The 21723-nt window shown below is 54.1% G+C and carries 18 protein-coding genes; 10 read left to right on the forward strand and 8 right to left on the reverse strand.

Features of this window, described 5'->3' with window-relative positions; all coding sequences use genetic code 11:
* Window position 1: 1 nt before the first annotated feature.
* From D9A02_RS02640 to D9A02_RS02655, 4 genes are all read right to left on the reverse strand, one after another.
* Window positions 2-5428 (reverse strand): alpha-2-macroglobulin family protein, encoded by a 5427-nt coding sequence (locus D9A02_RS02640; protein ID WP_120499424.1) that lies wholly within the window; start codon window positions 5426-5428, stop codon window positions 2-4.
* A 67-nt stretch (window positions 5429-5495) separates the two neighbouring features.
* Window positions 5496-6260: a peroxide stress protein YaaA gene (gene yaaA / locus D9A02_RS02645; RefSeq protein WP_120499425.1), complete on the reverse strand. Its 765-nt coding sequence runs from the start codon at window positions 6258-6260 to the stop codon at window positions 5496-5498.
* 30 nt (window positions 6261-6290) lie between these two features.
* Window positions 6291-8330, reverse strand: coding sequence for a DNA helicase RecQ (gene recQ / locus D9A02_RS02650; protein ID WP_120499426.1), 2040 nt, complete (start codon window positions 8328-8330; stop codon window positions 6291-6293).
* A gap of 77 nt (window positions 8331-8407) precedes the next feature.
* Window positions 8408-8692 (reverse strand): YggT family protein, encoded by a 285-nt coding sequence (locus tag D9A02_RS02655; RefSeq protein WP_120499427.1) that lies wholly within the window; start codon window positions 8690-8692, stop codon window positions 8408-8410.
* 129 nt (window positions 8693-8821) lie between these two features.
* Here D9A02_RS02655 and D9A02_RS02660 point away from each other — a divergent pair, with 129 nt between their 5' ends.
* From D9A02_RS02660 to D9A02_RS02685, 6 genes are all read left to right on the forward strand, one after another.
* On the forward strand, window positions 8822-9358 hold the full coding sequence (locus D9A02_RS02660; protein WP_174232021.1) for an acyl-CoA thioesterase: 537 nt from the start codon (window positions 8822-8824) through the stop codon (window positions 9356-9358).
* A gap of 52 nt (window positions 9359-9410) precedes the next feature.
* The gene (locus D9A02_RS02665) at window positions 9411-10760 is read left to right on the forward strand and encodes an MFS transporter (RefSeq protein WP_120499429.1); all 1350 of its coding nucleotides are present in this window, start codon (window positions 9411-9413) and stop codon (window positions 10758-10760) included.
* Window positions 10744-11688, forward strand: coding sequence for a penicillin-insensitive murein endopeptidase (gene mepA, locus D9A02_RS02670; protein ID WP_120499430.1), 945 nt, complete (start codon window positions 10744-10746; stop codon window positions 11686-11688). The genes D9A02_RS02665 and mepA overlap by 17 nt, the downstream gene beginning before the upstream one ends.
* A 316-nt stretch (window positions 11689-12004) precedes the next feature.
* Complete coding sequence (gene arfB, locus D9A02_RS02675; protein ID WP_120499431.1) at window positions 12005-12421, forward strand: alternative ribosome rescue aminoacyl-tRNA hydrolase ArfB; 417 nt, start codon at window positions 12005-12007, stop codon at window positions 12419-12421.
* Window positions 12418-13161 (forward strand): hypothetical protein, encoded by a 744-nt coding sequence (locus D9A02_RS02680; protein WP_120499432.1) that lies wholly within the window; start codon window positions 12418-12420, stop codon window positions 13159-13161. The genes arfB and D9A02_RS02680 overlap by 4 nt, the downstream gene beginning before the upstream one ends.
* Window positions 13162-13309: 148 nt before the next feature.
* Complete coding sequence (locus D9A02_RS02685) at window positions 13310-13828, forward strand: murein L,D-transpeptidase family protein (protein WP_120499876.1); 519 nt, start codon at window positions 13310-13312, stop codon at window positions 13826-13828.
* 65 nt (window positions 13829-13893) lie between these two features.
* Here D9A02_RS02685 and D9A02_RS02690 read toward each other — a convergent pair whose 3' ends face one another.
* Complete coding sequence (locus D9A02_RS02690) at window positions 13894-14787, reverse strand: LysR family transcriptional regulator (RefSeq protein ID WP_120499433.1); 894 nt, start codon at window positions 14785-14787, stop codon at window positions 13894-13896.
* 98 nt (window positions 14788-14885) lie between these two features.
* Here D9A02_RS02690 and D9A02_RS02695 point away from each other — a divergent pair, with 98 nt between their 5' ends.
* On the forward strand, window positions 14886-15332 hold the full coding sequence (locus tag D9A02_RS02695) for a cupin domain-containing protein (protein WP_254054528.1): 447 nt from the start codon (window positions 14886-14888) through the stop codon (window positions 15330-15332).
* A 101-nt stretch (window positions 15333-15433) separates the two neighbouring features.
* Here D9A02_RS02695 and D9A02_RS02700 read toward each other — a convergent pair whose 3' ends face one another.
* Complete coding sequence (locus D9A02_RS02700) at window positions 15434-15949, reverse strand: CAP domain-containing protein (protein ID WP_120499434.1); 516 nt, start codon at window positions 15947-15949, stop codon at window positions 15434-15436.
* Window positions 15950-16128: 179 nt separating this feature from the next.
* On the opposite strand from D9A02_RS02700, the gene D9A02_RS02705 reads away from it, so the two are divergent.
* Complete coding sequence (locus D9A02_RS02705) at window positions 16129-16728, forward strand: L,D-transpeptidase (RefSeq protein WP_120499435.1); 600 nt, start codon at window positions 16129-16131, stop codon at window positions 16726-16728.
* Between the two features lie 145 nt (window positions 16729-16873).
* Window positions 16874-17062: a hypothetical protein gene (locus D9A02_RS02710; RefSeq protein WP_120499436.1), complete on the forward strand. Its 189-nt coding sequence runs from the start codon at window positions 16874-16876 to the stop codon at window positions 17060-17062.
* Window positions 17063-17223: 161 nt separating this feature from the next.
* Here the strand turns inward: D9A02_RS02710 and D9A02_RS02715 are convergent, their stop codons facing one another.
* Entirely contained in the window at window positions 17224-18963 is a 1740-nt protein-coding gene (locus D9A02_RS02715; RefSeq protein ID WP_120499437.1) for an AAA family ATPase, read from the reverse strand.
* A gap of 186 nt (window positions 18964-19149) precedes the next feature.
* On the opposite strand from D9A02_RS02715, the gene D9A02_RS02720 reads away from it, so the two are divergent.
* Window positions 19150-20625, forward strand: coding sequence for an SH3 domain-containing protein (locus D9A02_RS02720; protein ID WP_162932939.1), 1476 nt, complete (start codon window positions 19150-19152; stop codon window positions 20623-20625).
* 27 nt (window positions 20626-20652) lie between these two features.
* Here D9A02_RS02720 and hemH read toward each other — a convergent pair whose 3' ends face one another.
* Window positions 20653-21684, reverse strand: coding sequence for a ferrochelatase (hemH, locus tag D9A02_RS02725; RefSeq protein ID WP_120499878.1), 1032 nt, complete (start codon window positions 21682-21684; stop codon window positions 20653-20655).
* Window positions 21685-21723: the final 39 nt, after the last annotated feature.

The following is a 21723-nucleotide window of genomic DNA, read 5'->3' on the forward strand; positions in this document are numbered from 1 at the left end:
GTTATTTCGTGACCGTCAGTTGCGTGGTTGCGGTATTGGCGCGGTATTGCGGGCGGTACATGTCTTCCACAGTGGCTGCTGGGTAGTGATACGTTCCAGGGGTTACAGCACGCACAATATAAGCCAGCTGGAACTGTGTTTCATCCTGCCGGTCCACGGCTGCTAAGAACCGATCAGAGCGTGCTTCCGAAAATCTAGTTGGCGCAGGGTTTAGCCAATCCAACGCGCGGATGTCGCCAGCACGCAGCAGATTGGGATTGTCGATCTCAAGCCCGGCAGGCAGGGGGTCATCAATCATCAACCGTGCTGATCCGGACTCTGCCGGGGTGACGGTGACAACCACTACCATCCGTGTACCGGTTTCCAGTTGATCAGGCTGAATATCATTGCCGTCCATGTCGAAATACGTGCGGGTGATTTGGTAGCCATATCCGCTCGCCTCGGCGGGCACTTCGGGTACGCCAAATGTGGTCAAGGTAATATCGGTGGGTTGACCGTCAGTGTTGGTCAGGGTCTGCGTGCCCAATGTAGCCGCATCCATCCGTCGCACCAGCGGGCCAGATATCGCCTCACCGTTGAGTGCCAGACTGGATTGAGCAGGATCATTCAGCAACGCATTGGTTGCTAATAACGTCCAGACTTGTTCTTGCGTGGAGCTTTCAGGGCCCGTGGTTGCCGCCAAAACACTGAGTGCATCAGTGTCCACTGCGGTGCTGCCCGCCTCAACCGCAAGGGTCAATACCGCTGCACTGTCACGCTTAGGCGTGCCATAATCCACGCGCCAATAGCGGCTGCCTTTGGGGTTCTCCTCCTCAAGGCGCTGCGCGGCAGCGGTAAACATCCGGTCCGCACGGGTTTGATCGCCGTAAGAGGCCAGTGCATGGCCGAGTTGGGCCAGCGCCAGCGGCGTGGCAAAGGCTTCGGCTTTGACATCCGCATAATAGCGCAAATCGCCAATGCGTGCAGCGCCTTCACCGGCTAAAACCATCAAAGCATACGCGATATCTTCACCACCAAAATCAAAATCTGGCGCGTAGTTGACGCGGTTCCGCAGATTGTCCATCGCCATTGCGAAGGCCTGATTTGGCACCTCATACCCCTGCGCCTTTGCGCGGGAAAGGAAATCTGCGACATAGGCATCAAGCCAGAAATCACCGGAAGCGGCGCGCCATAGACCAAAGGCCCCATTGCTGGCCTGCCGGGTCAAGATCAGATCAACCGCCTGGTCTATTTTTTCTGCCACTTGCGTCTGGTTACCCAGTCCCAAGGCCTCGGCCACAGGACCAAAGTAGAGCAGGGGCAGGGCTTGTGATGTGATTTGTTCGGTGCAGCCATACGGGTAACGATCCAAGGCCCGCAACAGGCCCGGGGTGTTCAGCTTGGCCATGGGGCCAGCGGACATCAAAACCTCGGCACCATTGGGACGAAGGCCCGTGAATATTTCTTGATCCAACTTGAAAGTGGCACCTGCCGCAAGGCTGAAGCGCTGGGTAGAAGAAATCACGGGGTCATTGGCACGCACTGCTAGTGTCAGGTCTTTGGTCAGCTGTTTGCCATCAGGCGTGGTCAGGGCAATGCGCAGGCTGTGATCTCCGACATATTTTGCGCGCAGCGGCAGAGTCAACGTGGCCGTTTCGCCCTTTGCCAGATCAAGGCCTGAGGGAATATCACCCTCTAGCGTGATGCCCTTGGCCGTAATATCCAAGCCGACACGCCCGATGGGGCCTTCGGTGTGGGTTAGCTCCAACAACAGTCGACTTTGATCGCCCGGGGCCAAGAAACGCGGTAAGGAGGCGGTAACAACAATAGGATCACGGACCAGTACATCTCGGCTGGCCTGACCGACTGCTTTGTTAGACCACGCAACAGCCATCAGCCGTACAGTGCCGTTGAAATCCGGCATGTCAAAATTGATTGCGGCTGTACCATCCGGGCCGATGATGGCTGGGCCAGAGAAAAACGCGATCAGTTTTTCGGTGGGAGGTGGCGCTTGGCGTTGTAGACCGTTGCCCGCATCACCACCAGATCGGATCTGCCCTGCTGCGCCGTTCATGCCATCAATCAAACGTCCATAAAGGTCACGCATTTCGACGCCAAGGCGACGTTGACCAAAGTAATGCGCTGAGGGGTCTGGGCTATCAAATCCGGTCAGATTGAGGATGCCCAGATCAATCGCCGCAAGGGTCACATGGGCGGTATCGCCCTCGGTCAGACCTTGCACTTTGATGGTGGTTGACAACGAACTCCGCGGTTCGGCGCTATCTGGCGCTCCGATTTCGACGGTTAACTGCTTGTCGCGCGGTTCAACCTTTGCATAGGCCAGCCCCAGTGCGCGGGCTGGGTTTTGTCCAGCTGATATATCCATCGGGCGGACAAGCTGCGCGGTAACATAGGCCCCAGTGCCCCAATCATCAGTTACGTCGACCGGGATCAGATTGTCACCTGCGGTGACCTCAATCACCTGACGAGCAATCACTTGATTGGACATGACCGCAATAAGTGCGGTGCCTGCATATCGTGGCACAATGCGCAACTGGGCGGTGTCGCCGGGGGAATAACTGGGTTGATCTAGTGATAGATCCAACGTGTCGGGCGTGCTGGTGGCATCAGCCGGTGCGTACCACCCTGCATAAAAGTCGGTGGAGCTGGCCACATAGGTACCGTCCAGACGTTCGACCAGCAGCTCATAATGCCCCCAAGTCACCGGTGCAGAGACTGTTACCGGATCTTCGTCAAGGGTCAGATCACCGGTGGCAATTCGTTGCCGGGTAGTGATCGGTTCCCAGTTCCAATTGCCATATTGTTGATACCACTGATAGCGGGTTTCGACCCGATTCATGGTCCATCGCACCTGCATGGCAGTTGGTTTCAGGGTGCCATCAATGGCGATGATCTGAAATGCAGCCCCGCCACCTTCGGGAACGACATCCGTGAACTCCGGTTTGAGGCCTATCATCGGCCCGGCAGGGGCAAGTGCGCGGATCAGCTGGCGTTCAACAGGGCGGCCAGATCCTTCGTTTACGCGCAGGGTGATTTGTGCCTCATAAGGGCGATCTGCAGTTTTGGTCTTGGGTAATTTCACCGGCAGAACAAGACGACCATCATCGCCGGTGGTGCCGCCGTCGATATGGCTGGCCTCTGGCGGCACATGCAGATCATATTCGCCAAAGTGATAGCCGGGATAGCCTTTGTGACGGCGCAGGGGAAGCAGTCGTAAGGTGCCATCAGCCTTGAGCCCGCCGCCCGGTGCACCAAAGAGGTAACGCGCCTCAACCGTCAGAGTGGAGGTATCGCCGGGGCGAATAGAGGCCTCTGGGAGAGCGAGGTCAAAATCTATTCGTTCGGGCAGGAAATCCTCAACCAAAAGACTGGTCTGTGCCAATGCCGGGGCGTCAGGATCTGCCTTGATTGCGAGTTGCCATGTACCACGCGGGGCACTGGTGCTGACTGGTAGGGAAAAGGCATGGCCACCGGCAATGCCGTTGGTCGAGACATGACGGGAATATTCAACTCCATCGGGGCGGATCAGAATGGAGGTTAGGGGCAGATCGGTAATGGCTTGCATCTGCGTGTCGCGGGCTAAGGCGGTGACATGGATCACTTCACCTGCGCGGTATGCCCCGCGATCAGTGGTCAAGAACACGTCAACTGGAGGTGCGGGTGGGCGACCTTCGACACCGCGATCAGAGAGGTCAAACGCCGGATCGGTGAGGGAGAGAAAGGCGATGTCCTGATCGCCTTGACGTGCAATCAGTAACGCAGGGGCCGCAGCGCCGTTCCCGCGCGTCAGGCCAGGGGCAAATAGAGCATGTCCCTCAGGGTCGGTTGTTGTTGTGCCCAGCTCCCGGTTGGCGCGTGACAGCAATGTCAGCTCAATCCCAGCCAATGCATCAGCATCCGACAGGCCACGGGCAAAGATATGCAAGCCATCAGTGCCTTGCATCGTGGTCAGGCCAAGATCAGTTAGAACAAACCATTGCGTAGCACCAGCATCGTCATATGGATTGGTATCTGGGGCCTTGGCGGTCAGAGCGTAAATACCGGGCTTCTGGTCCGCCAGAACGTCACCCATTGGCAAGCGGGTGGTCATGTTTTGGTTCAATGCATTTTGCACCTCGCCCGTGCCAGACCAAATGTCTTCGGCGATGTTCGAGGCGAAATCCTGTTCGGCATAATGGCTCAGCGGGCGGGCAAAATAGTTGTCTTGAATGGCACGCAGAAGATTGCGATCGCTGATCCGGCGCAGACTTAGATCAACCGTATCCAGATTGACGGTTTCAATTGGCAGGGCTGCATCGGCCGCACGGGGCAGCACGTATGCTCGTCCCGGAAAGCTGACCTGCGGGCTGCGGTCGCGGACATAAAGTGCCAGCTCGACATCTTTGATCAGGCTTTCACCGCTGGCGGCGGGCAGGCCTTGGCGAAAGGTTACGCGGTAATGCGCGCCGTGCTGGACACCATCAATACAAATCTGTCGGTCCTCGGCTTGCACCACAAGGCCGGTATCGGGCAGGCGGACATATGGCGTATAATCTACGCCGGCTTTGACCAGTGGCTCAGAGAATTCGGCGCAGATGCGGGGCGCTTTGCTTTCGTTATCGGCGCGGTGTTCAGTAATGCGAAAACCATATTTTGCGACGGCGGATTCGAGGGTGAGCTGGATATCATCACGGGGCTGGATCGATTGTGCCAATCGTAACGCCGGGATCATGTCGCGGCCACGCTTGTGACGCTCAAGGCTGTCGGCCAATATCTGCAGCGCAGAAACGCGTGCGGGATCAGAGGGCGCGCGAAGATAGGCATTGATGGCCGCAGCCTGCGCCCAGTTTGCATAACGGCGTCTGTCGGAACTGGACTTGGTTTTGACAGCCAGCAACAGCCGGGCGTATTCCGCCCAAAGATCGCTGGTATCGGCCTGCGCAACCGCTGCCCCAGTCCACCGCATGGCATTGAGGGCATCGCCTTCGGCCTGCCTGCTTTGGACGGCTTCCAGTAACGCTTTCAGCCCCCACTGCCCTGCGGGATGCCGGCCGCTGATCCCACGGGCGTCGTCGTGGGCCTGTTTCAGGTCATCTTGCGTGAGAAATGCTAAATCTGCGGCATGGGTTTTTGCACGTGTCAGAGCTTGCGTGTCGGCATCTAGGATGCGGGCGGAAACGGCCCCCTCATAGGGTTGAACATCGGTAACGTCTGATTTTGGGAAGCAGGCGTTGGAGCGGGAGTTGAACGTATAGGCCTTGCAGCTGGGATCGCTCAGGCAACTGCGCTGACAAGCTTGTAGGGTGGTGTCAAACAATGGCTGTAGATCCGCGCCGTAAAAATCAACATCTTTGGTCACCACTTCGCGGCGTTCGGGTATGGCGGTTTGAGCAGCGCCTTGTGAGCTGAGGCAAGACAGGGCGGCAAAGGCTATAACAAGGCGGCGCATGGCAATCTCCATCAAACAATGGGGCCATGGTGCCACGCTGGCGCGGGTCTGACAATGAGAGAGGCGCTCAGGCGTTAGGATAATCGCGCAGGAAAACCGGCCTATCAGGCTCAGACAACTTCGGCTGGTATGCATATCCGCCGGTGTCAAAATCAAGCAGCGCGCTGGGGTCGGTCAATCGATGTTGAATAATGTACCGTGCCATCGCGCCGCGTGCTTTTTTGGCGTAGAAGCTGACAATCTTGACGGTGCCGTTTTTGTCTTCCATGAACACCGGTGTGATGACACGGGGTTTCAGTGCCTTGAGATCAACCGCGCCAAAATATTCCTGACTGGCACAGTTGACCAGCACATCACTGCCCAATGCTTCAGCACGATCATTCAGCGCGTTTGAGATGGTATCCCCCCAATATTCATAGAGGTTCTTGCCACGAGGGTTTTTCAACCGACTGCCCATTTCCAAACGGTAAGGCTGTATCGCGTCCAGCGGGCGTAATAGGCCGTATAGCCCGGACAGAATGCCCAGATATTTCTGCGCCCACAATAATTCCTCCGTATCCAACGAGGCGGCCTCTAGCCCCTGATAGGTATCTCCGGCAAAGGCTAAAGCCGCAGGTTTTTCTGCCATATTTCCAAAAGACTGAAAGCGATCAGAATTCATTTCGGCCAGATTTTGGCTGATTTTCATCAGCTTCCCAAGGTCAGTTGCTGTTAGCGTGCGCGCCACCTGTGCCAACTCATCCGCGCGGTCCTGAAACTGTGGGGCGGTAATTTCAGGGACCTCGACCGGATCCATATCAATCTTTTTGGCCGGGGAAATCACGATTTGCATGGCAGCAGTCCTTGTAAGGTTTTGTGTGATCTAATGCGCTTGGGCCAAAACGTCCAGAAAAGCGGGGCCAAATCGCTCAGATCGTTTTGCGCCCAACAAGCGTGTCATGCCGGTCAGGTCCTTGGGGCGCATTTCGGCCACTTTGACCAAAAGCGAGGTGGAGCAACTGAGTGGTTTTTCACACCCATCTGAACCTCGGGCCAGATCAGTCTGAATTTCCATCAGCTGATCATAAAGCGTGCCTGCTGCGCGTCCGGCCAGTTTGCGGCGAGCAGGGTGCAAGTCTTGCGCTTCGCTACAAATGACCTGCAAAAAAGCCTGACCGTATTGTTCCAATTTTTTTGCACCAACGCCGTTGATATGTGCCATCTGGTCTAATGTGGCGGGGCGGTTTTGTGCCATTTCAATCAAGGTCTTGTCGTTGAACACAATATAAGGCGGCACGCGGGCAGCCTCGGCCAGTGCTCGGCGTTTTGCCTTGAGCGCTGACAGCAAGGGCGCGTCTTCGTCTGAAACCAGTGCTTTGACTGCAGGTTGGCGGGTTTTGCTTGCAAGTGTGTCACGTCGTAGGATGACCGGAGCCTCGCCACGCAGGATTGGGTGGGCGCCTTCGGTAATGCGCAGGGCACCATGGCGCTCGGGGTCAGGGCGGATTAGATCGTGCCCCATCATTTGCCGGAAAATACCTTGCCAGTTTCGTCGGCTGGTCTCCTTGCCGACACCAAAGGTGGGCAGTTGATCATGGCCACGCTCTCGCGCCCTATCAGTCAGGTTGCCTGTCAGCACATCGATCAGATGGCCGGCGCCGAAGTATTCACCTGTACGCAGGATCGCCGACAGGGCCTTTTGCACATCTTTAGTGCCGTCAAAGGTGTCGGCGGGAGTCTCACATAAATCGCAGTTGTCGCAGGCCTCCGCCATATCTCCGAAATACTGCAACAGGTTCACCCGGCGACATTGATACGCCTCGGCCAGACCCAGCAGCGCATTTAGGCGGGCGTGGTCTGCCGCGCGTCGTTCCGGTGGAGCAAGCCCTTCGTCGATCTGGCTGCGGCGCAGACGAATGTCATCAGCCCCATAAAGCGTAAGCGTATCAGCTGGGGCGCCGTCACGTCCAGCACGGCCTATTTCTTGATAGTATGCTTCGATTGATTTGGGCAGATCAGCATGCGCCACCCAACGAATGTCAGGCTTGTCTACCCCCATGCCAAAGGCTACGGTCGCCACAACGATCAGCTCATCTTCGGTGTTGAAACGGTGCTCAACCTCGCGCCGGTTATGCGACTCCATCCCGCCATGGTAGCAACAGGCGTTATGCCCGCCATCGCGTAGGGCTTGCGCAAGTGCTTCGGTCTTGGCGCGCGTGCCGCAATAGACAATGCCGGATTGACCCTTGCGCGCAGCAACAAAACTCATGATCTGTTGGCGTGGACCGTCTTTGGCGGCAAAGGCAAGGCGGATGTTGGGGCGATCAAAGCCGCGCAGAAAGCTTTGCGGCTTTTGGCCATCAAAAAGCTTCTCGACGATCTCGACACGGGTCTCGGCATCTGCGGTGGCGGTGAAGGCGGCGAGCGGGACATTCAGCGCCCGGCGCAAATCACCGATGCGTAAATAGTCAGGTCGGAAATCATGCCCCCATTGAGCAACGCAGTGTGCCTCGTCCACAGCGATAAGGCTGACGTTGATGCGGCGCAGAAAGCTAAGAGATGAGCCGGATGCCATACGTTCGGGCGCGATATACAAAAGCTTTAGTCGGCCTTCATCCAGGGCTTGCCAGACGGCCGCGTTTTCTTCTTCGGTATTGGCAGAGGTCAGCGCACCCGCCTCAACCCCAACAGCACGAAGTGCACGGACTTGATCGCGCATCAAGGCAATCAACGGAGAGATAACCAGTGTTACCCCGTCGCGCAATAATGCCGGAAGCTGAAAGCACAGAGACTTCCCGCCCCCTGTGGGCATGATGGCGAGAACGTTTTCTCCGTCTGCGACAGCATCCACAATCTCTTCTTGTCCGTCGCGGAAGGCGTCGAATCCAAAGACATCGCGCAAAAGCGTGGCAGTGTCGGGCATGAAGATCCTGTAAGATTAAGCTGCTCTTACAGCAATGTTTCATACTGTGAATCGCGGGGCAAGGCCCTTAGACCGGATCAGCCCAGCAAAATCCCGGGCAGAATATAATCGCGCAGCGAAATGATCACGATGATTGCAACCAGTGGGGCCAGATCCAATGGGCGCGTATCGGGCATGAAACGGCGAATTGGACCATAGATCGGCTCCAACACTTTGTTCAACCCATACCATAGCTGCGCCACGAACTGCTGTTGCAGGTTCAGAACCTGAAAGCTGATCAGCCAACTCATGATGACATGGGCCAGAATGAAGAAGAACGCGACATCGAGAACAAGCGCGATCGGTCCATAAATTGCCATCATACCATTAGGTCCTTTGTTGTGTTGGCCCTCACCTAAGCACTGAGGCAAAAAAGCGCAAGCCTGACGCGAGGTTGGACTTGACGTAATGAAAGTTTAGGTAAACTGATTGGTTCAGAAGAGGATATTCTCGTGTACCCATTCCTGCGCATGATCATCCAGCTGATCAAAGTTCGTAACATGCCACATATCGGTGTGCTTGATGCACATGTGTCGTATCACATGTGCATGCCATGGGATCTTGATATCTGGATGGAGCTGAACAACGGTCGGACGCTTACGATCTATGATCTGGGACGTATCCCATTGGCGGTTCGGGTTGGTCTGGCAAAGCTGCTCAAGCAAAAACGCTGGGGGCTGACCGTCGCGGGCAGCTCTGTGCGGTATCGCCGCAGGATCAAGATGTTTGAGGTGGTTGAGATGAAATCGCGGGGCGTGTGCTGGGATGACAAGTTCTTTTATCTTGAGCAATCAATGTGGAAGAAAAACGGCGAATGCGCCAACCACGCAATGTATCGCACGGCCATCACTGGGCCAAATGGCATCGTTCCCCCGATCGAAGTGATGCAAGCCTTGGGCGCATCTGAGATTAATCCGGAAATGCCCGTATGGTTCAAAGCCTGGATTGCGGCTGAGGATCAACGCCCTTGGCCGCCAATGCAGGATTGACTTGCCTCTGACGGGGCAAGCCTGTCATATCCTCCACAACTCGGGGGGCAAAATGGCCGAAATTTCACAACGCAAACGTATCTGGGGTTGGTTCTTTTTTGACTGGGCCAGCCAACCTTACAATACGCTTCTGCTGACCTTCATTTTTGCACCTTACGTGACTGAAGTCGTCGGTGATGGAGCCAGGGCGCAATCACTTTGGGGCTTCACTGTGGGGTGCGCGGGGGTGATTATCGCCCTGTGCGCGCCGATCCTTGGGGCGATAGCGGATACCTATGGTAACCGTCTTAAATGGGTTTGGCTGTTTTCTGTGCTTTATGTGGTGGGCGCATGCGGAGCGTGGTTTTTGGCTCCAGATGGCAATCACCTGATGTTGGCGTTGACGCTTTTTGGCCTTGGTTTGATCGGGATGGAGTTTGCAACGATCTTCACCAATTCGATGTTGCCAGACCTGGGTACAAAAGAAGAAATAGGCCGGATTTCTGGATCGGGCTGGGCCTTTGGGTATCTGGGTGGATTTATCGCTTTGGTGCTTACACTGGGTTTTTTTGCCGAAAGTGCCACTACCGGGAAAACATTTTTAGGGTTTGACCCGGCTTTAGGGTTGAGTGCTGAGGCACGAGAGGGCACGCGTTTTGTCGGACCATTTTCCGCTCTGTGGTATGTGGTTTTCATGGTTCCGTTTTTCCTATGGGTCCGGGACCCAAAACCTGAGAAACCTGCGCAAGGCGCTCTGAAGCGATCACTGAGCAGCGTTGTGAAAACGGTTAAGAGCCTGCCAAAGACACCCTCGCTTTTTGCCTATTTGGCGTCGTCGATGTTTTACCGCGATGCGCTGAACGGCATGTATGTTTTTGGTGGGCTTTATGCGGCGGGTGTACTGGGATGGAGCGTGGTTCAGACCGGAGTGTTTGGCATCATTGCTATCGTTTCAGGGGCGATCTTTGCCTGGGTCGGTGGGCGTGTTGATGTGAAGGTTGGGCCAAAACCGGTGATCCGCGTCTCGATCCTGATCCTCATTGCGGTCGCCATCTGCGTGATCTTTGTCTCGCGTGAAGCAGTATTTGGCATCGAGGTCGAAGCAACATCAAAACTGCCGGATCATATCTTTTATGTTCTTGGTGCCGTGATCGGCGCTGTTGGCGGGACTATTCAATCTGCCAGCCGGACGATGATGGTACGCCAAGCGAACCCCGGTCAAATGACCGAGGCCTTTGGCCTTTATGCGCTTGCTGGCAAAGCCACCAGTTTTATCGCGCCGTTTGCCATTGGTATTGCTACGCAAATAAGCGGGAGTCAGCAGATCGGGGTTGCGCCGTTGATTGTTCTTTTCCTGCTGGGTCTGGTGCTGCTACGCTGGGTACATCCGGAGGGAGAGAACGAATATGGGCAGAGCATTTAAACTGGTTGTACTGTCAATGATCTTGGCGGGCTGTTCAGGGGCATCGCAGCCCCCTAACAGCGCTAAGTCATTACAAGTGACACAGGTGATTTCATCACAAAGTGTTCCAGCCTCAATGCAGGGTGTTCAGGCCAAGCAGCTTTTTGGCAGCAAGAAATCTGGCTCATCACAAGGTGCACAGCCATTTGGCGGTTATTCCAAGGGGTGCGTTGCTGGTGGTCAGGAACTGGCTGAAACTGGGCCAACCTGGCAGGCTATGCGCCTAAGCCGCAATCGCAACTGGGGCCACCCTGACACGATCGATTTTATCCACAAACTGTCACGCAAGGCGGCGGCCCAGCCAGGGTGGAACGGATTATACATTGGTGACATCAGCCAGCCACGGGGCGGCCCGATGTTATCGGGACACCGCAGCCACCAGATCGGTATGGATATTGATATCTGGATGCGTCCAGCGGACCGGCTTAACCTGTCAGTGAATGAGCGTGAGAACATCTCTTCCATCTCGATGCGCCGGGCCAATGGAGCTTATGTCAATTCTAACTGGACACGCGAACATCATGAAATTTTGAAGGCCGCCGCCAAAGATTCGCGCACTGCGCGTATTTTTGTATTTCCCGGTGCCAAGGTGCAGATGTGCAAGGATGCGACGGGCGACCGCAGCTGGCTGCGTAAAATCCGACCATGGTGGGGGCATCACTATCATTTCCACGTGCGCCTCAAATGCCCGGCCAATGCCCCGGGATGCGTGAATCAAGACGTACCACCCGCAGGTGATGGCTGTGCAGATGCCGAGCAATGGTCACGAAATATTATCAACCCACCGCCCCCAGATCCGAATGCGCCTAAGGTCAAACCGAAGCCGAGACGCGAGCTGACAATGGCCAGTCTTCCGGGGCAATGTGTGTCTGTTTTACAGTCAAATTGATACAGCATGATGCGGCCAATATAAAAAAATCCACATCATTTTGTTGACAAATACAAAATATGTGGCAGGCTGTGGATAAGTCAAAAAGAAACCAGCGAAAGGAGGTGGCCAGTGTCTATAGAGGTATTGGAGAGGAGTGTTGGAACAGTTCGGAGATGTCACATCTAAGGCAGTCCTTGGGTGAGAAAAATCCGAATTGGTGCGCCTAACCAGCTCACTTTCGCTAACTTCTAGAAGGCCGCGCCGAATTCCGGGCGGCCTTTTTACTTTGTGACCTGTTGCGTTATTTTGCAAAGAGTGTAGCCACTTCGGAACCATGTTTAAAATCACTGAAACCATCACAATTGCCGATTGGGAGCTGACCGAAAGCTTCATGCGGGCCAGCGGACCGGGTGGGCAGAATGTGAACAAAGTCTCTTCTGCTGTTGAATTACGGTTTGAGGCCGAGCGCTCGCCAAATCTGTTGCCTGATGTAAAGCGACGGCTGCGAAAGCTGGCGGGGCGGCGCTGGACCAAAGAGGGCGCGCTGATTATCCAGTGTGACGAAACTCGTCATCAATCGCGTAACCGTGAAATTGCCCGAGAGCGGTTGGCTGAGTTAATCCGCAAAGCCACGGAAAAACAAAAACGCCGTATCGCAACTCGGCCAACACTGGGATCAAAAAAGCGACGCCTGAAAGCCAAGAAAGCGCGCGGAGAAGTTAAAGCATTGCGCGGTAAGGTGGATGAATGAAGGTTCGCCGCCGCATTGTGCTGACCCAATTGGCCGCCGGTGCCGCGGTGGCCGCAGGCGGAGCGACTTTGGTTTTACGCCAGCACCAGACGCCACGCCGCATTCCGTTCCTGACAGATGAGCACTTGCAGCAGATAGCGATGCCTAAAGTTGGTGCGCCAAGAGTGCTGTTTGTCGGTAACTCTACAACGCTGCAGCACGATGTACCGGGGCGTGTTGCGGCACTGGCGGCGCCGGACGGGCGCGATCTACGGACTGCAACAGCCGCGGCCAGAGGAGCCTGGCTGGTAGAAACCATGCGCCTTGATGCATTGCAGACGATCATGCGTCCAGGGTTGTGGGACGCGGTTGTGTTGCAGGACTTTTCAAAAGTACCGTTGAACAAGATGTATCGCATGGGGTCCGCCCGGGCGATGTCAGTTCTGGCAAAACGGGTGGGTACGATACCAGTGGTGTTTTTTCCGCCGTGGCCTGCGCGCGCAGATAACACGGTATATCATGATGCCGGGCGGTTTGCTTTTACTCCAGAAAATCCGGCAGATTACGCTGCTAAAACCATGGACCACTATACACAGGTTGCTGGCCGGATCGGGGCAACAGTGGCCCCGGTTCCTGAACAATGGTTGATGCAGGTTGCGAATGGTGCGTCGCTTTATGCGCAAGACGGGCATCATAGCAATGCGGCAGGTGCCAATCTGGCGGCGCAGGTTATATGGCAAAGCCTGCGGAGACTTTTGTGATGCCCGTTGTTTTCGCGAGAGACACTTGATATGGCGTTTTCAAACGCGCAGTGCGGTCATCACTAAAAAGTGAGGCTGACAAACGGCAGGTGCTTGAAGGCAAGTTTGCTGTTAAAAGGATGTGAGGCAAGAAATGCAGGAAAAAGAAATGAGGCTTGGTAAAGTCGCGTTCACAGCAGTGATGTTGGTCATGATGACAGTCTTGGCCAGTTGCAGCAGTTCTAAATTCAAGCGCTACAATGGCCCCGAGGTGACGCGCGTCATCGTCGATAAAGGGGATCGTGAGCTGCTATTAATGCATCATAACAGGGTTCTGAAATCCTATGATATGGAGCTTGGGTTTGCCCCTGTCGGTCACAAGCAATTCGAAGGCGATGGTAAAACCCCAGAAGGGGAATACTTCATCGACCGCCGTAATCCAAACAGCAGTTTCCATCTGTCGATCGGGATTTCTTATCCGAATGCAGCCGACATCGCCCATGCCAAAGCTGCTGGCAAAAGCCCCGGCGGTGATATCTTTATTCATGGCCAGCCCAACAAACTGGTACGTAACCGCAAGAAATCAGATCCTGACTGGACCGCAGGTTGCATATCCGTGACCAACAAAGAGATGGAACGCATCTACGCAATGGTCAAAGATGGCACCCCAATCACGCTGCGCCCCTGAGTGCGTTTTAGGGCGCGGTGGCGCTCATGATGATGGGTTGGCAAAACCCCAATGGCGTGCATTGCCTATTCCGCAACGCACGCCATTTCGTGAGCGTCTGAAACCAGACAGTTCCTGAGGGTGACAAGAGTATCGTCATTTTGCCAACCTAACTGCATTTCAAGGGTATAGACGATGCTTTCTGGTGTGGTCTGGTCAAACAATTGTACCAGTTGGCCAGAGGCCAGCTCAGCCCGAATAAGTGCCAAATGCCCAAGACATATACCCATCCCCTGTTCCGCAGCCAAAATTGCACCATGACCATCGTCAAACCAGATTGAGTGTTCTGAGATGGGCGACCCCGGCGTGGCGATTGCAAACCAGCGATCCCATTCGTCAAGTTGATGTTCCCTCAAGAGGGTGTGACCTGATAAGTCGCTTGAGTTTTCTATTGGTCCATGGGCGCGAATATACTCAGCGCTGCAAACCGGCGCACGCAAAGTTGTTAGCAAAACTTCGTGCCGCGTGTCTGGTGGAAAGGTATATCCACATCTGATTTCGACATCGGGTTGGGGCCCTGAAGGTTGGGTTGTCAGATTGATGTCGATACCGCCTAAGGCGCGCTTGAGCATGTTTAGCCGGGGCACCAACCAACGTGATGCGCATCCGGGGGAGCATCGAAGTGTGACTGTTCGGTGTTTGGTTTTTTTCATGGCGCGATCTGTTGCTGTAACCAAATCGCAAAGAATCGGTGTGATGTTTGATAAATACTCACGCCCACAAGGCGTTAGTGTTACGCCACTGGGGCTGCGAACAAACAGTGGCTGGCCAAAGAATTCCTCCAAGTGGCGGATATGGTGACTGATTGCTGATGTGCTCAGGCAGAGTTCTTCTGCAGCCAGACGAAAGCTGTTCAAGCGCGCGGCGGCTTCAAAACCGCGAAGAGCCGAAAACGGCGGAAGGCGCGATGCTATGGTCATGACTAATATTCATCACCCTATTGAAAAATGGTATTTTGCTAGATTGTTACCCATTATCGTAGGTTGCTTTGCGAACTGTCAAGCAAAGGGCTGGAACCATGAATGTGATAACATCCAAGCTAACGCGGCAGGCCAAAAGCCTTGCCATTCTTGTTGTGGGGCTCGGGCTTGGCCTTAACGGTGAGACGATCCTTGCCGCAGGATTAGGCCCAAAGGAGCATAAGGGAATTCAGTTGGGATTGCTTGAAGAGCTGTCTGAGGAAACCCTTCAGGCAACCATAGGTCTTGAAGGGTATACGATGCGCATGCGTTGGGTGACGGTTGCCCCTGGCGGTCAGATTGCCGAACACAGTCATGCAGACCGCCCGGGTATTGTTACTATGGTTGATGGTGAGTGGATCGAAGGAAAGCCGGAAGGTGAAGATACGTTCAAGGCTGAAGATTATGGCACATTTCCCGAAACCGAAAATACAGTTCATTGGGTGTATAACCGCTCTGACCTACCAGCCACGGCATTAGTGTGTGATTTAGCAAAATCTGAATAGATTGCAAATGCAGGTGCCAAAAGTCGACGCGCCCAAGGCTAATAAAAAAGCGCCTGACGATCTGAACGCAGGCGCTTTCATTTTAAAGATCCCGGTTAGGATCAGCCGCCCATCACCATGGTCCACCAGATTTTTCCGTTGCTTTCCTGCTCCCATGAAAAGCCCATCTTGCGGGCATTGGGGGACAAGATCACGGTTCTGGTGCTTGGGTTGTCCATCCAGGCCGCGAGGGTTTCAAGCTCGGTCTCATAGGTTTCAGAGATGTTTTCACCAACCAGTGGGCCAGCATATCCAACGCGCTGAACCCGATCAATTGGAGAGGAGCCATCAGAGCCGAAATGCCACGGGCGATTCTGATTTGACATATCGCGTGCGTGGGTTGCTGCAGCGGCGTTCAACTTTGAATCCAGATCAACGGGAGCCAGGCCCGCAGCCTGACGCAGAGAATTCACTGAGTCCAACATTCCGTACTGGATATCATTGGTATCGCCCGTGCGAATTTTATAGACTTTGGGCAGTGGTTTGCCATCCGGGCCAATTTGGGATGACGTCGGGGTTTGCGCACAAGCCGAAAGCACCAAAAGTGCCGAAATAAGAAGTCCAAAGATCCGCAGCATCATTTATCGCCATTATTTTGTTGTTATATTCAATTCCTGCTCTATCGCGACTGGCCTCGTTATTCAAACCTAGTTGGATATTCCTTTGCAAAATATCGCTGGTTTGATTTGCGACTGAGGCTTTCGCGCCATATAGTTGCGTTAAGAATAGATGATTTAAGCAAGTTCGGAGGGCTGAAATGGCCAAAATTTTCACAAATGGATTGAGCCGCCGTTCATTTCTTGCCGGGACGGCCGCCTCATTGGGCGTGCCTGCACTAGCACAAAATGTCGACGGCGCGGGTAGTATCGAAATTGAGCAGGAAATCACCGATAGCGTTCGGCGCAATATTTCCAGTTTCCGGGCGCTGGATTGGCAGCCTTACTTTTCGAACCTCAACAACGGTGCTGTTTTGGTTGATATCTCATCTCGTGCGCTGCATTTCTGGAATGAAGCTGGGCAGTATAAACTTTATCCCTCCAGTGTGCCTTTGTCTGAGGAATTGACCCGCCGCGGCCGTACTAAGGTCGTGCGTAAAGTCGAGGGACCAAGCTGGCGGCCGACACCATCGATGCTTAAACGTAACCCAGATTGGCCAGATTTTGTCGGCCCAGGGCCGGATAATCCGTTGGGCACGCATGCGCTGTACCTGAGTTGGACATATTACCGCATCCATGGCACCCACGACACACGCAAAATCGGCCGCAGGTCTTCAAATGGCTGTATTGGCCTTTATAATCAACACATTGCTGAACTTTTCGCCAACACAAAAGTCGGCACACAAGTGTTGCTTATTTGACGACAATCAACTCCGAACTGCTATCTCTGTGGGTTGTAGCAATTGCATTTTGACCATTTTCGCGGTTAGAGACCAGTTACGAGGTAAGTCTTTTTGCTTGCCGTTACTGTTGTGTGACGTCAGGCCTATTTTCCTGGAGGATACTATGAAAAAACTCGTTCTCGCCGCTGCAATGACAGCCGCAGCATCGACAGCTTTCGCCGGCAACCTGTCCGAGCCAGTTGTTGAAGCACCAGTGATCGTTGAAGAAACTCAAGCTTCTTCTTCTTCAGCGGGCATCTGGATCCCACTGCTGCTGTTGGCCATCGTTGCCGCAGTTGTTGCTGCTGACTAATTTCTAAGTCAGATAAAATACGGAAAAGGCAGCGTCTGACGCTGCCTTTTTTGTGTACAGCCTGTACGGGTTGTACGCGAGTTCTGTACACAAATCGCAAAGCGCCCGATCTGCATTCGTCAATGCGCCATGTGAAGCTGAATGACGATCTAAGGTGATTCTTAACGATCGACCAAGTTGTTGGCGGTTAAGATCATCTGAACCAAGCGTGCGATTCGCTCCTGCAAATCCAATATTTTGAGGTGCGCTGGTGCCTGGCAAAGGGCGAGCGCCGCTCCGACCTTATCGCCTTTTTTGTAGATCTCAGTCTTTTCCGCGTTGCGATAGAAATAGAATGCATGATCATAGACACCGGTCTCGCCGCGGGCTTGATAGGTTTTAGGATGAAGCTGCTCTAAAGCTTCTTGCAACTTGTCCCCTTCAAGGTAATTTTCAATCTCTCGACCTGCGGTGATCCAGACAACACCGCCGTCTTTTTCCATTTCTTTCCTCAGGCGTTTGGCATGAGGTTTCAGTTCATCGTCTGGACTGGATCGGTCACTGTCGATCACGATGGCCATGTGGCGGTTGAGTTTGCGAAGCTGGATGAATTGATCCAATGCGTCATCCGAGGCGCTGAGGTGGCTGATTAACCCGCCGCCGTAGAACATGATGGTGTAATGGATGCCCTCGATCAGCCGGTCATCAACCGCCTTGATCCAGTGATTGAGGTAAATCCGGTCAGACGGCCCTTCGACCCAGATGATGGCGTTGGATTGTAGGATATCGGAGGCCTGACAGCCGAGGTCGTCCAGAATGCTGCGCTGGTCGCTTTGAGTGAGCGCGGGTCTGACAAAGGTCTGCACGCCGTTATTTTCGACATGAAAGATAGACGCCTCGGGCGTGTCAATGAAGGCCGGGGAATGGGTGGCGATGAAATACTGGCTGGCGGTGTTTTGTTGGAGATAGGTGACCAGCTTGCGCTGCAACAGCGGATGCAGGTGAATTTCGGGTTCCTCGATACACATGATCGAGCCGTCATGAATGGTGCAGAAGGCGGCGATCAACACCACCTCATGAATACCGGTGCCGAGGGAGGAAAGGGGCAGAACCTTGTTGTCGATGTGGACAAGGAGATGTTCGCGCTCGCTGGGCACGTTTAGCTCAGCATCTGGCTTACCTGTGACCTTTCGTAGGAATTGATTGATCTGGTGAAAGAGTTTCTTGTCTTTTTGCCTTTCAAGAGACGGATTTTGTAACTTCGCCAAATGATCAATAAGGCCTCGACCACTCAAGTCATTTAGATCTTCACCTTTCACTCCAAATTCACGTTTGGCCGGAATGAGATAAATTTTTGGCGGATCGCATTCCATCAAATTGACAATGAATTTGACGAGTCCCGAAGGAAAATTTTCACGGACGAATATACCGAAATTTTGATTTGCTGTGCGCCGGATGAGCTCCCAATCTACATGCCAGTTATTTGCCTCTTCCGAAATGGTTGTCGATGCGCCTCGCAACAGTAATTCAGAATGATTGCTTTTGTTGATACAGGCCCAAACACAGTCGTTGTAGCAGATGTAATCAAAGAGTTTGTCTATCTCCGGTTCTACAATTTGAACACGATCAGGACCAAAACCTTGATTTATTAAACGGTGCTTAAGTTCATCGCGATGATTTCCAAAAGCTGTTGAAAATGGCCCTCTTTCAGGGCCGTCGTATTGCTCAACGAATGGAAGCGTCATTAGTTTTTCATCACGCACTTTCCCGGTGAAACGTTCCGAAATCGCGTTCAGCACAATCGATTTGCCTGCGTTGTTGGGGCCGATGAAGAAGTTCATCTGGGAAAATGGAGCGATGTATTGGGTTTCGGGGCCGATGCCGCGATAAAATTGCAGGGCGATGCCGTCGAGGAATGTCACGGGGGTCTCTACCTATTGGATGCTATGAGTTTATGAAACAGATAGAGGTTGTTGCTGGCAGGATAAAGGGCTGGGCTGAAACCCGGTCAACAAGAGTAATAAGGAGTAGGGTTGGGGCAAAGTGAATTTCTGTAGGCAAGGGCGGGGGATGCTGCCATGCTGAGGCGAAGGGATGAGGAGAGCGGTATGGGTTTGTTACGGATGATTTTGGCGCTGGGGCTGGCCTTGTGGGGCACAAGCAGTGCGGTGCAAGCGGTTGAACTGGAGCTGCGTCCAGATCTGGGAAACAGGCTTAGCAAATTGCAACAGATTTACCGCCCAACTGAATGGAGCGAGACCTTTGTCGACTTACCGCCCAACCGGCGCGAGATCGATCGGGCCTCTCTGAACTCGGGCGGTTCAGTGCCGTGGAAAATTGTTCACTTGTCGGGGGTGATCGAGCTGGGGGACCTTAACAAGCTCAAGCAGTTCGTTAAGGAGGTGCAGCAAGGTCAACATCAGGTGTGGACCTTGGTTTTGGACAGTGATGGGGGGAACTTTCTTGAGGGCATCGCGATAGGGGAGTGGCTGCGGGAGAATCTATCATCGCAGGACCCTGATTTTCATGGATCTTATGTTTTGGCTGGTGATGAATGTCTGTCGGCCTGCGGGCTGATCTTTGCATTGTCGTCACATCGCAGGTCGTTGAATGATTCGGACAGCTCGCGATTTATAGAGCTGGGTGCGCGGGTTGGGTTTCATATGGGGTTTCTGAGCGGCAAGCTGGCCAGTCAGAAGATAGAACTTTCGGATGCGATGAACCTGACCTATGACATCATGGCCGCCTATATGGTGCTGATTTCAGATCAGACCAGCCCGCCGGATCTGATCGTGGAGGCGCTGAAAGCGCGAGACGCAGAGACGTTCTTTTATGTAGAAGCCAGCGACCGGGCGTATGATCTGGGCTTTATCCCGGTTTCTGCGGGCCCGCTATCAGAGCCTTTGACGACAAACGCATTGTCGATGTCGCATGTTTATCAGATGTGCGCGCGATTACTGGTGATTTCGCAAATACCGGAAACTATCGTGAATGAGGATTATGGCTTTGTGCATCAGGCGGATGAGAAAACAGTAAAGGCGTTTTTTGAAACTCGGGGGGGCAAAACCTATCGCGGGTTATTTGCGTCAGGCGAGTCTTGTCTTATCGGGTTGAGCCCGCAGGGTAATCTGATGCTGGATGTCGCTGAAGGCTGGCCGCCCTGTATCGAAGGGGACGATTCCGAAGCGAATTGGTGTGCGGTTGATGTTGAGTTGAGCGCTTACGCCACCAATGGTCTGCTTGCAGACATCAGCGCGTGCCATATGGGCAGACTGCACCCTGCGATTTATACAGAGTCACAAGTGACGGACCGGTATGATTTTCCTGAAGGCTTTGGTTTGGCGCAGATTACGCGCGAGGTGAATATGCGCGAAAGCCCGGCGTTTGGCGCGCCGGTTTTGGCGGAGCTGGAGACAGGGTATGAGTTTCGGGTTAAGGATTGCACCGTAACCCTGGATAATCAGGCGATCTGGCTGAAGTTGGTGGCCAACGGACAAAGCGGTTGGATCAGCGCGCGTTTCGCTGATGTTTATTATGCGACGCTGACGCAGGCAGATGATGATTTCGAGGCGTGGATCGAATAGGCGCGCCTATTTGGGATGCGTACCGGATCAGAGCCAGCCAGAAAGGTTCGATTGTACAATGTTTGAGAGCGCGTCGATGTGGGCGTCGTCATCATTGAGGCAGGGGATATAGGTGAAGTCTTCGCCGCCGGCCTCTTCAAAGCTCTCTTTGATCTCTTCGTTGATCTCTTCCAGCGTCTCGATGCAATCGGCGGAAAAGGCAGGGGCGATGACGGCGATGTTTTTTTTGTCGTCCTCTTTGGCCAGACGTGCGACCTCTTCAACCGTATAAGGCTTGAGCCATTCTTCGGGGCCAAAGACGGATTGGAAGGTGGTGGTGATCTGGGTGTTATCCCATCCGAGGCGCTCTTTCAGCAGGCGCGTGTTTTTCTGGCATTGGCAATGATACGGATCACCCTGCATCAGGTAGCGTTTGGGCATGCCATGGTAGGACACCACCAGAATGTCGGGCTTTTTGTCGAGCTTGGCATAGGCGGTTTCCACCGATTGGGCGAGGGCCTCGATGTATAACGGGTGCTCAAAGTACGGCTCGACCACGCGGGCGGTGGGTTGCCAGGTCTCATTCATCAGGGCGCGAAAGAACTGATCATTCGCGGTGGCTGATGTTGCCCCTGCGTAATGGGGGTAGAGCGGGAAGAACAGGATGCGGCGGCAGCCGGCATCAACCATTTCGCGTACTTTGGATTTAGTCGATGGGCTGCCGTAGCGCATGCAGAAATCGACCATGATGTTATCACCGTATTCCGCGTGCAGCGTAGTGGCCAGCTTTTGGGTCTGGTCACGGGTGATGGTCATCAGCGGGCTTTCATCGCGATCTGTGTTCCAGATCGAGCGGTACGCCTTGCCGCTGGAAAACGGGCGTTTGCTGAGGATGATCAATTGCAGCAGGGGCTGCCATTTCCAACGCGGGTAGTCGATGACGCGTTGATCTGAGAGAAATTCGTTCAGGTAGCGGCGCATTGACCAGTAGTCGGTGCCGTCTGGGGTGCCCAAGTTGGCCAACAGGATGCCGGTTTTGGCGGCAGGGATACTTGGGTGGTCGGCTGGGGTGTTTGGCATGTTGGCTACTTTTGGTTTGGCATTGTCGTTGGACATAAT

The sequence above is a fragment of the Roseovarius sp. EL26 genome, from assembly GCF_900327775.1.
In the GTDB taxonomy this organism is placed as follows: Bacteria; Pseudomonadota; Alphaproteobacteria; order Rhodobacterales; family Rhodobacteraceae; genus Roseovarius.

Bases quoted from the DNA above. Each gene is read 5' to 3' on its own strand.
- D9A02_RS02685 (WP_120499876.1), top strand. From the start codon at position 13,310: ATGAGGCTTGGTAAAGTCGCGTTCACAGCAGTGATGTTGGTCATGATG.
- D9A02_RS02695 (WP_254054528.1), top strand. From the start codon at position 14,886: ATGAATGTGATAACATCCAAGCTAACGCGGCAGGCCAAAAGCCTTGCC.
- D9A02_RS02720 (WP_162932939.1), top strand. From the start codon at position 19,150: ATGGGTTTGTTACGGATGATTTTGGCGCTGGGGCTGGCCTTGTGGGGC.
- D9A02_RS02690 (WP_120499433.1), bottom strand. From the start codon at position 14,787: ATGACCATAGCATCGCGCCTTCCGCCGTTTTCGGCTCTTCGCGGTTTT.
- D9A02_RS02680 (WP_120499432.1), top strand. From the start codon at position 12,418: ATGAAGGTTCGCCGCCGCATTGTGCTGACCCAATTGGCCGCCGGTGCC.
- yaaA (WP_120499425.1), bottom strand. From the start codon at position 6,260: ATGCAAATCGTGATTTCCCCGGCCAAAAAGATTGATATGGATCCGGTC.
- D9A02_RS02705 (WP_120499435.1), top strand. From the start codon at position 16,129: ATGGCCAAAATTTTCACAAATGGATTGAGCCGCCGTTCATTTCTTGCC.
- D9A02_RS02665 (WP_120499429.1), top strand. From the start codon at position 9,411: ATGGCCGAAATTTCACAACGCAAACGTATCTGGGGTTGGTTCTTTTTT.
- D9A02_RS02700 (WP_120499434.1), bottom strand. From the start codon at position 15,949: ATGCTGCGGATCTTTGGACTTCTTATTTCGGCACTTTTGGTGCTTTCG.
- D9A02_RS02655 (WP_120499427.1), bottom strand. From the start codon at position 8,692: ATGATGGCAATTTATGGACCGATCGCGCTTGTTCTCGATGTCGCGTTC.
- arfB (WP_120499431.1), top strand. From the start codon at position 12,005: ATGTTTAAAATCACTGAAACCATCACAATTGCCGATTGGGAGCTGACC.
- D9A02_RS02710 (WP_120499436.1), top strand. From the start codon at position 16,874: ATGAAAAAACTCGTTCTCGCCGCTGCAATGACAGCCGCAGCATCGACA.
- hemH (WP_120499878.1), bottom strand. From the start codon at position 21,684: ATGCCAAACACCCCAGCCGACCACCCAAGTATCCCTGCCGCCAAAACC.
- D9A02_RS02640 (WP_120499424.1), bottom strand. From the start codon at position 5,428: ATGCGCCGCCTTGTTATAGCCTTTGCCGCCCTGTCTTGCCTCAGCTCA.
- recQ (WP_120499426.1), bottom strand. From the start codon at position 8,330: ATGCCCGACACTGCCACGCTTTTGCGCGATGTCTTTGGATTCGACGCC.
- mepA (WP_120499430.1), top strand. From the start codon at position 10,744: ATGGGCAGAGCATTTAAACTGGTTGTACTGTCAATGATCTTGGCGGGC.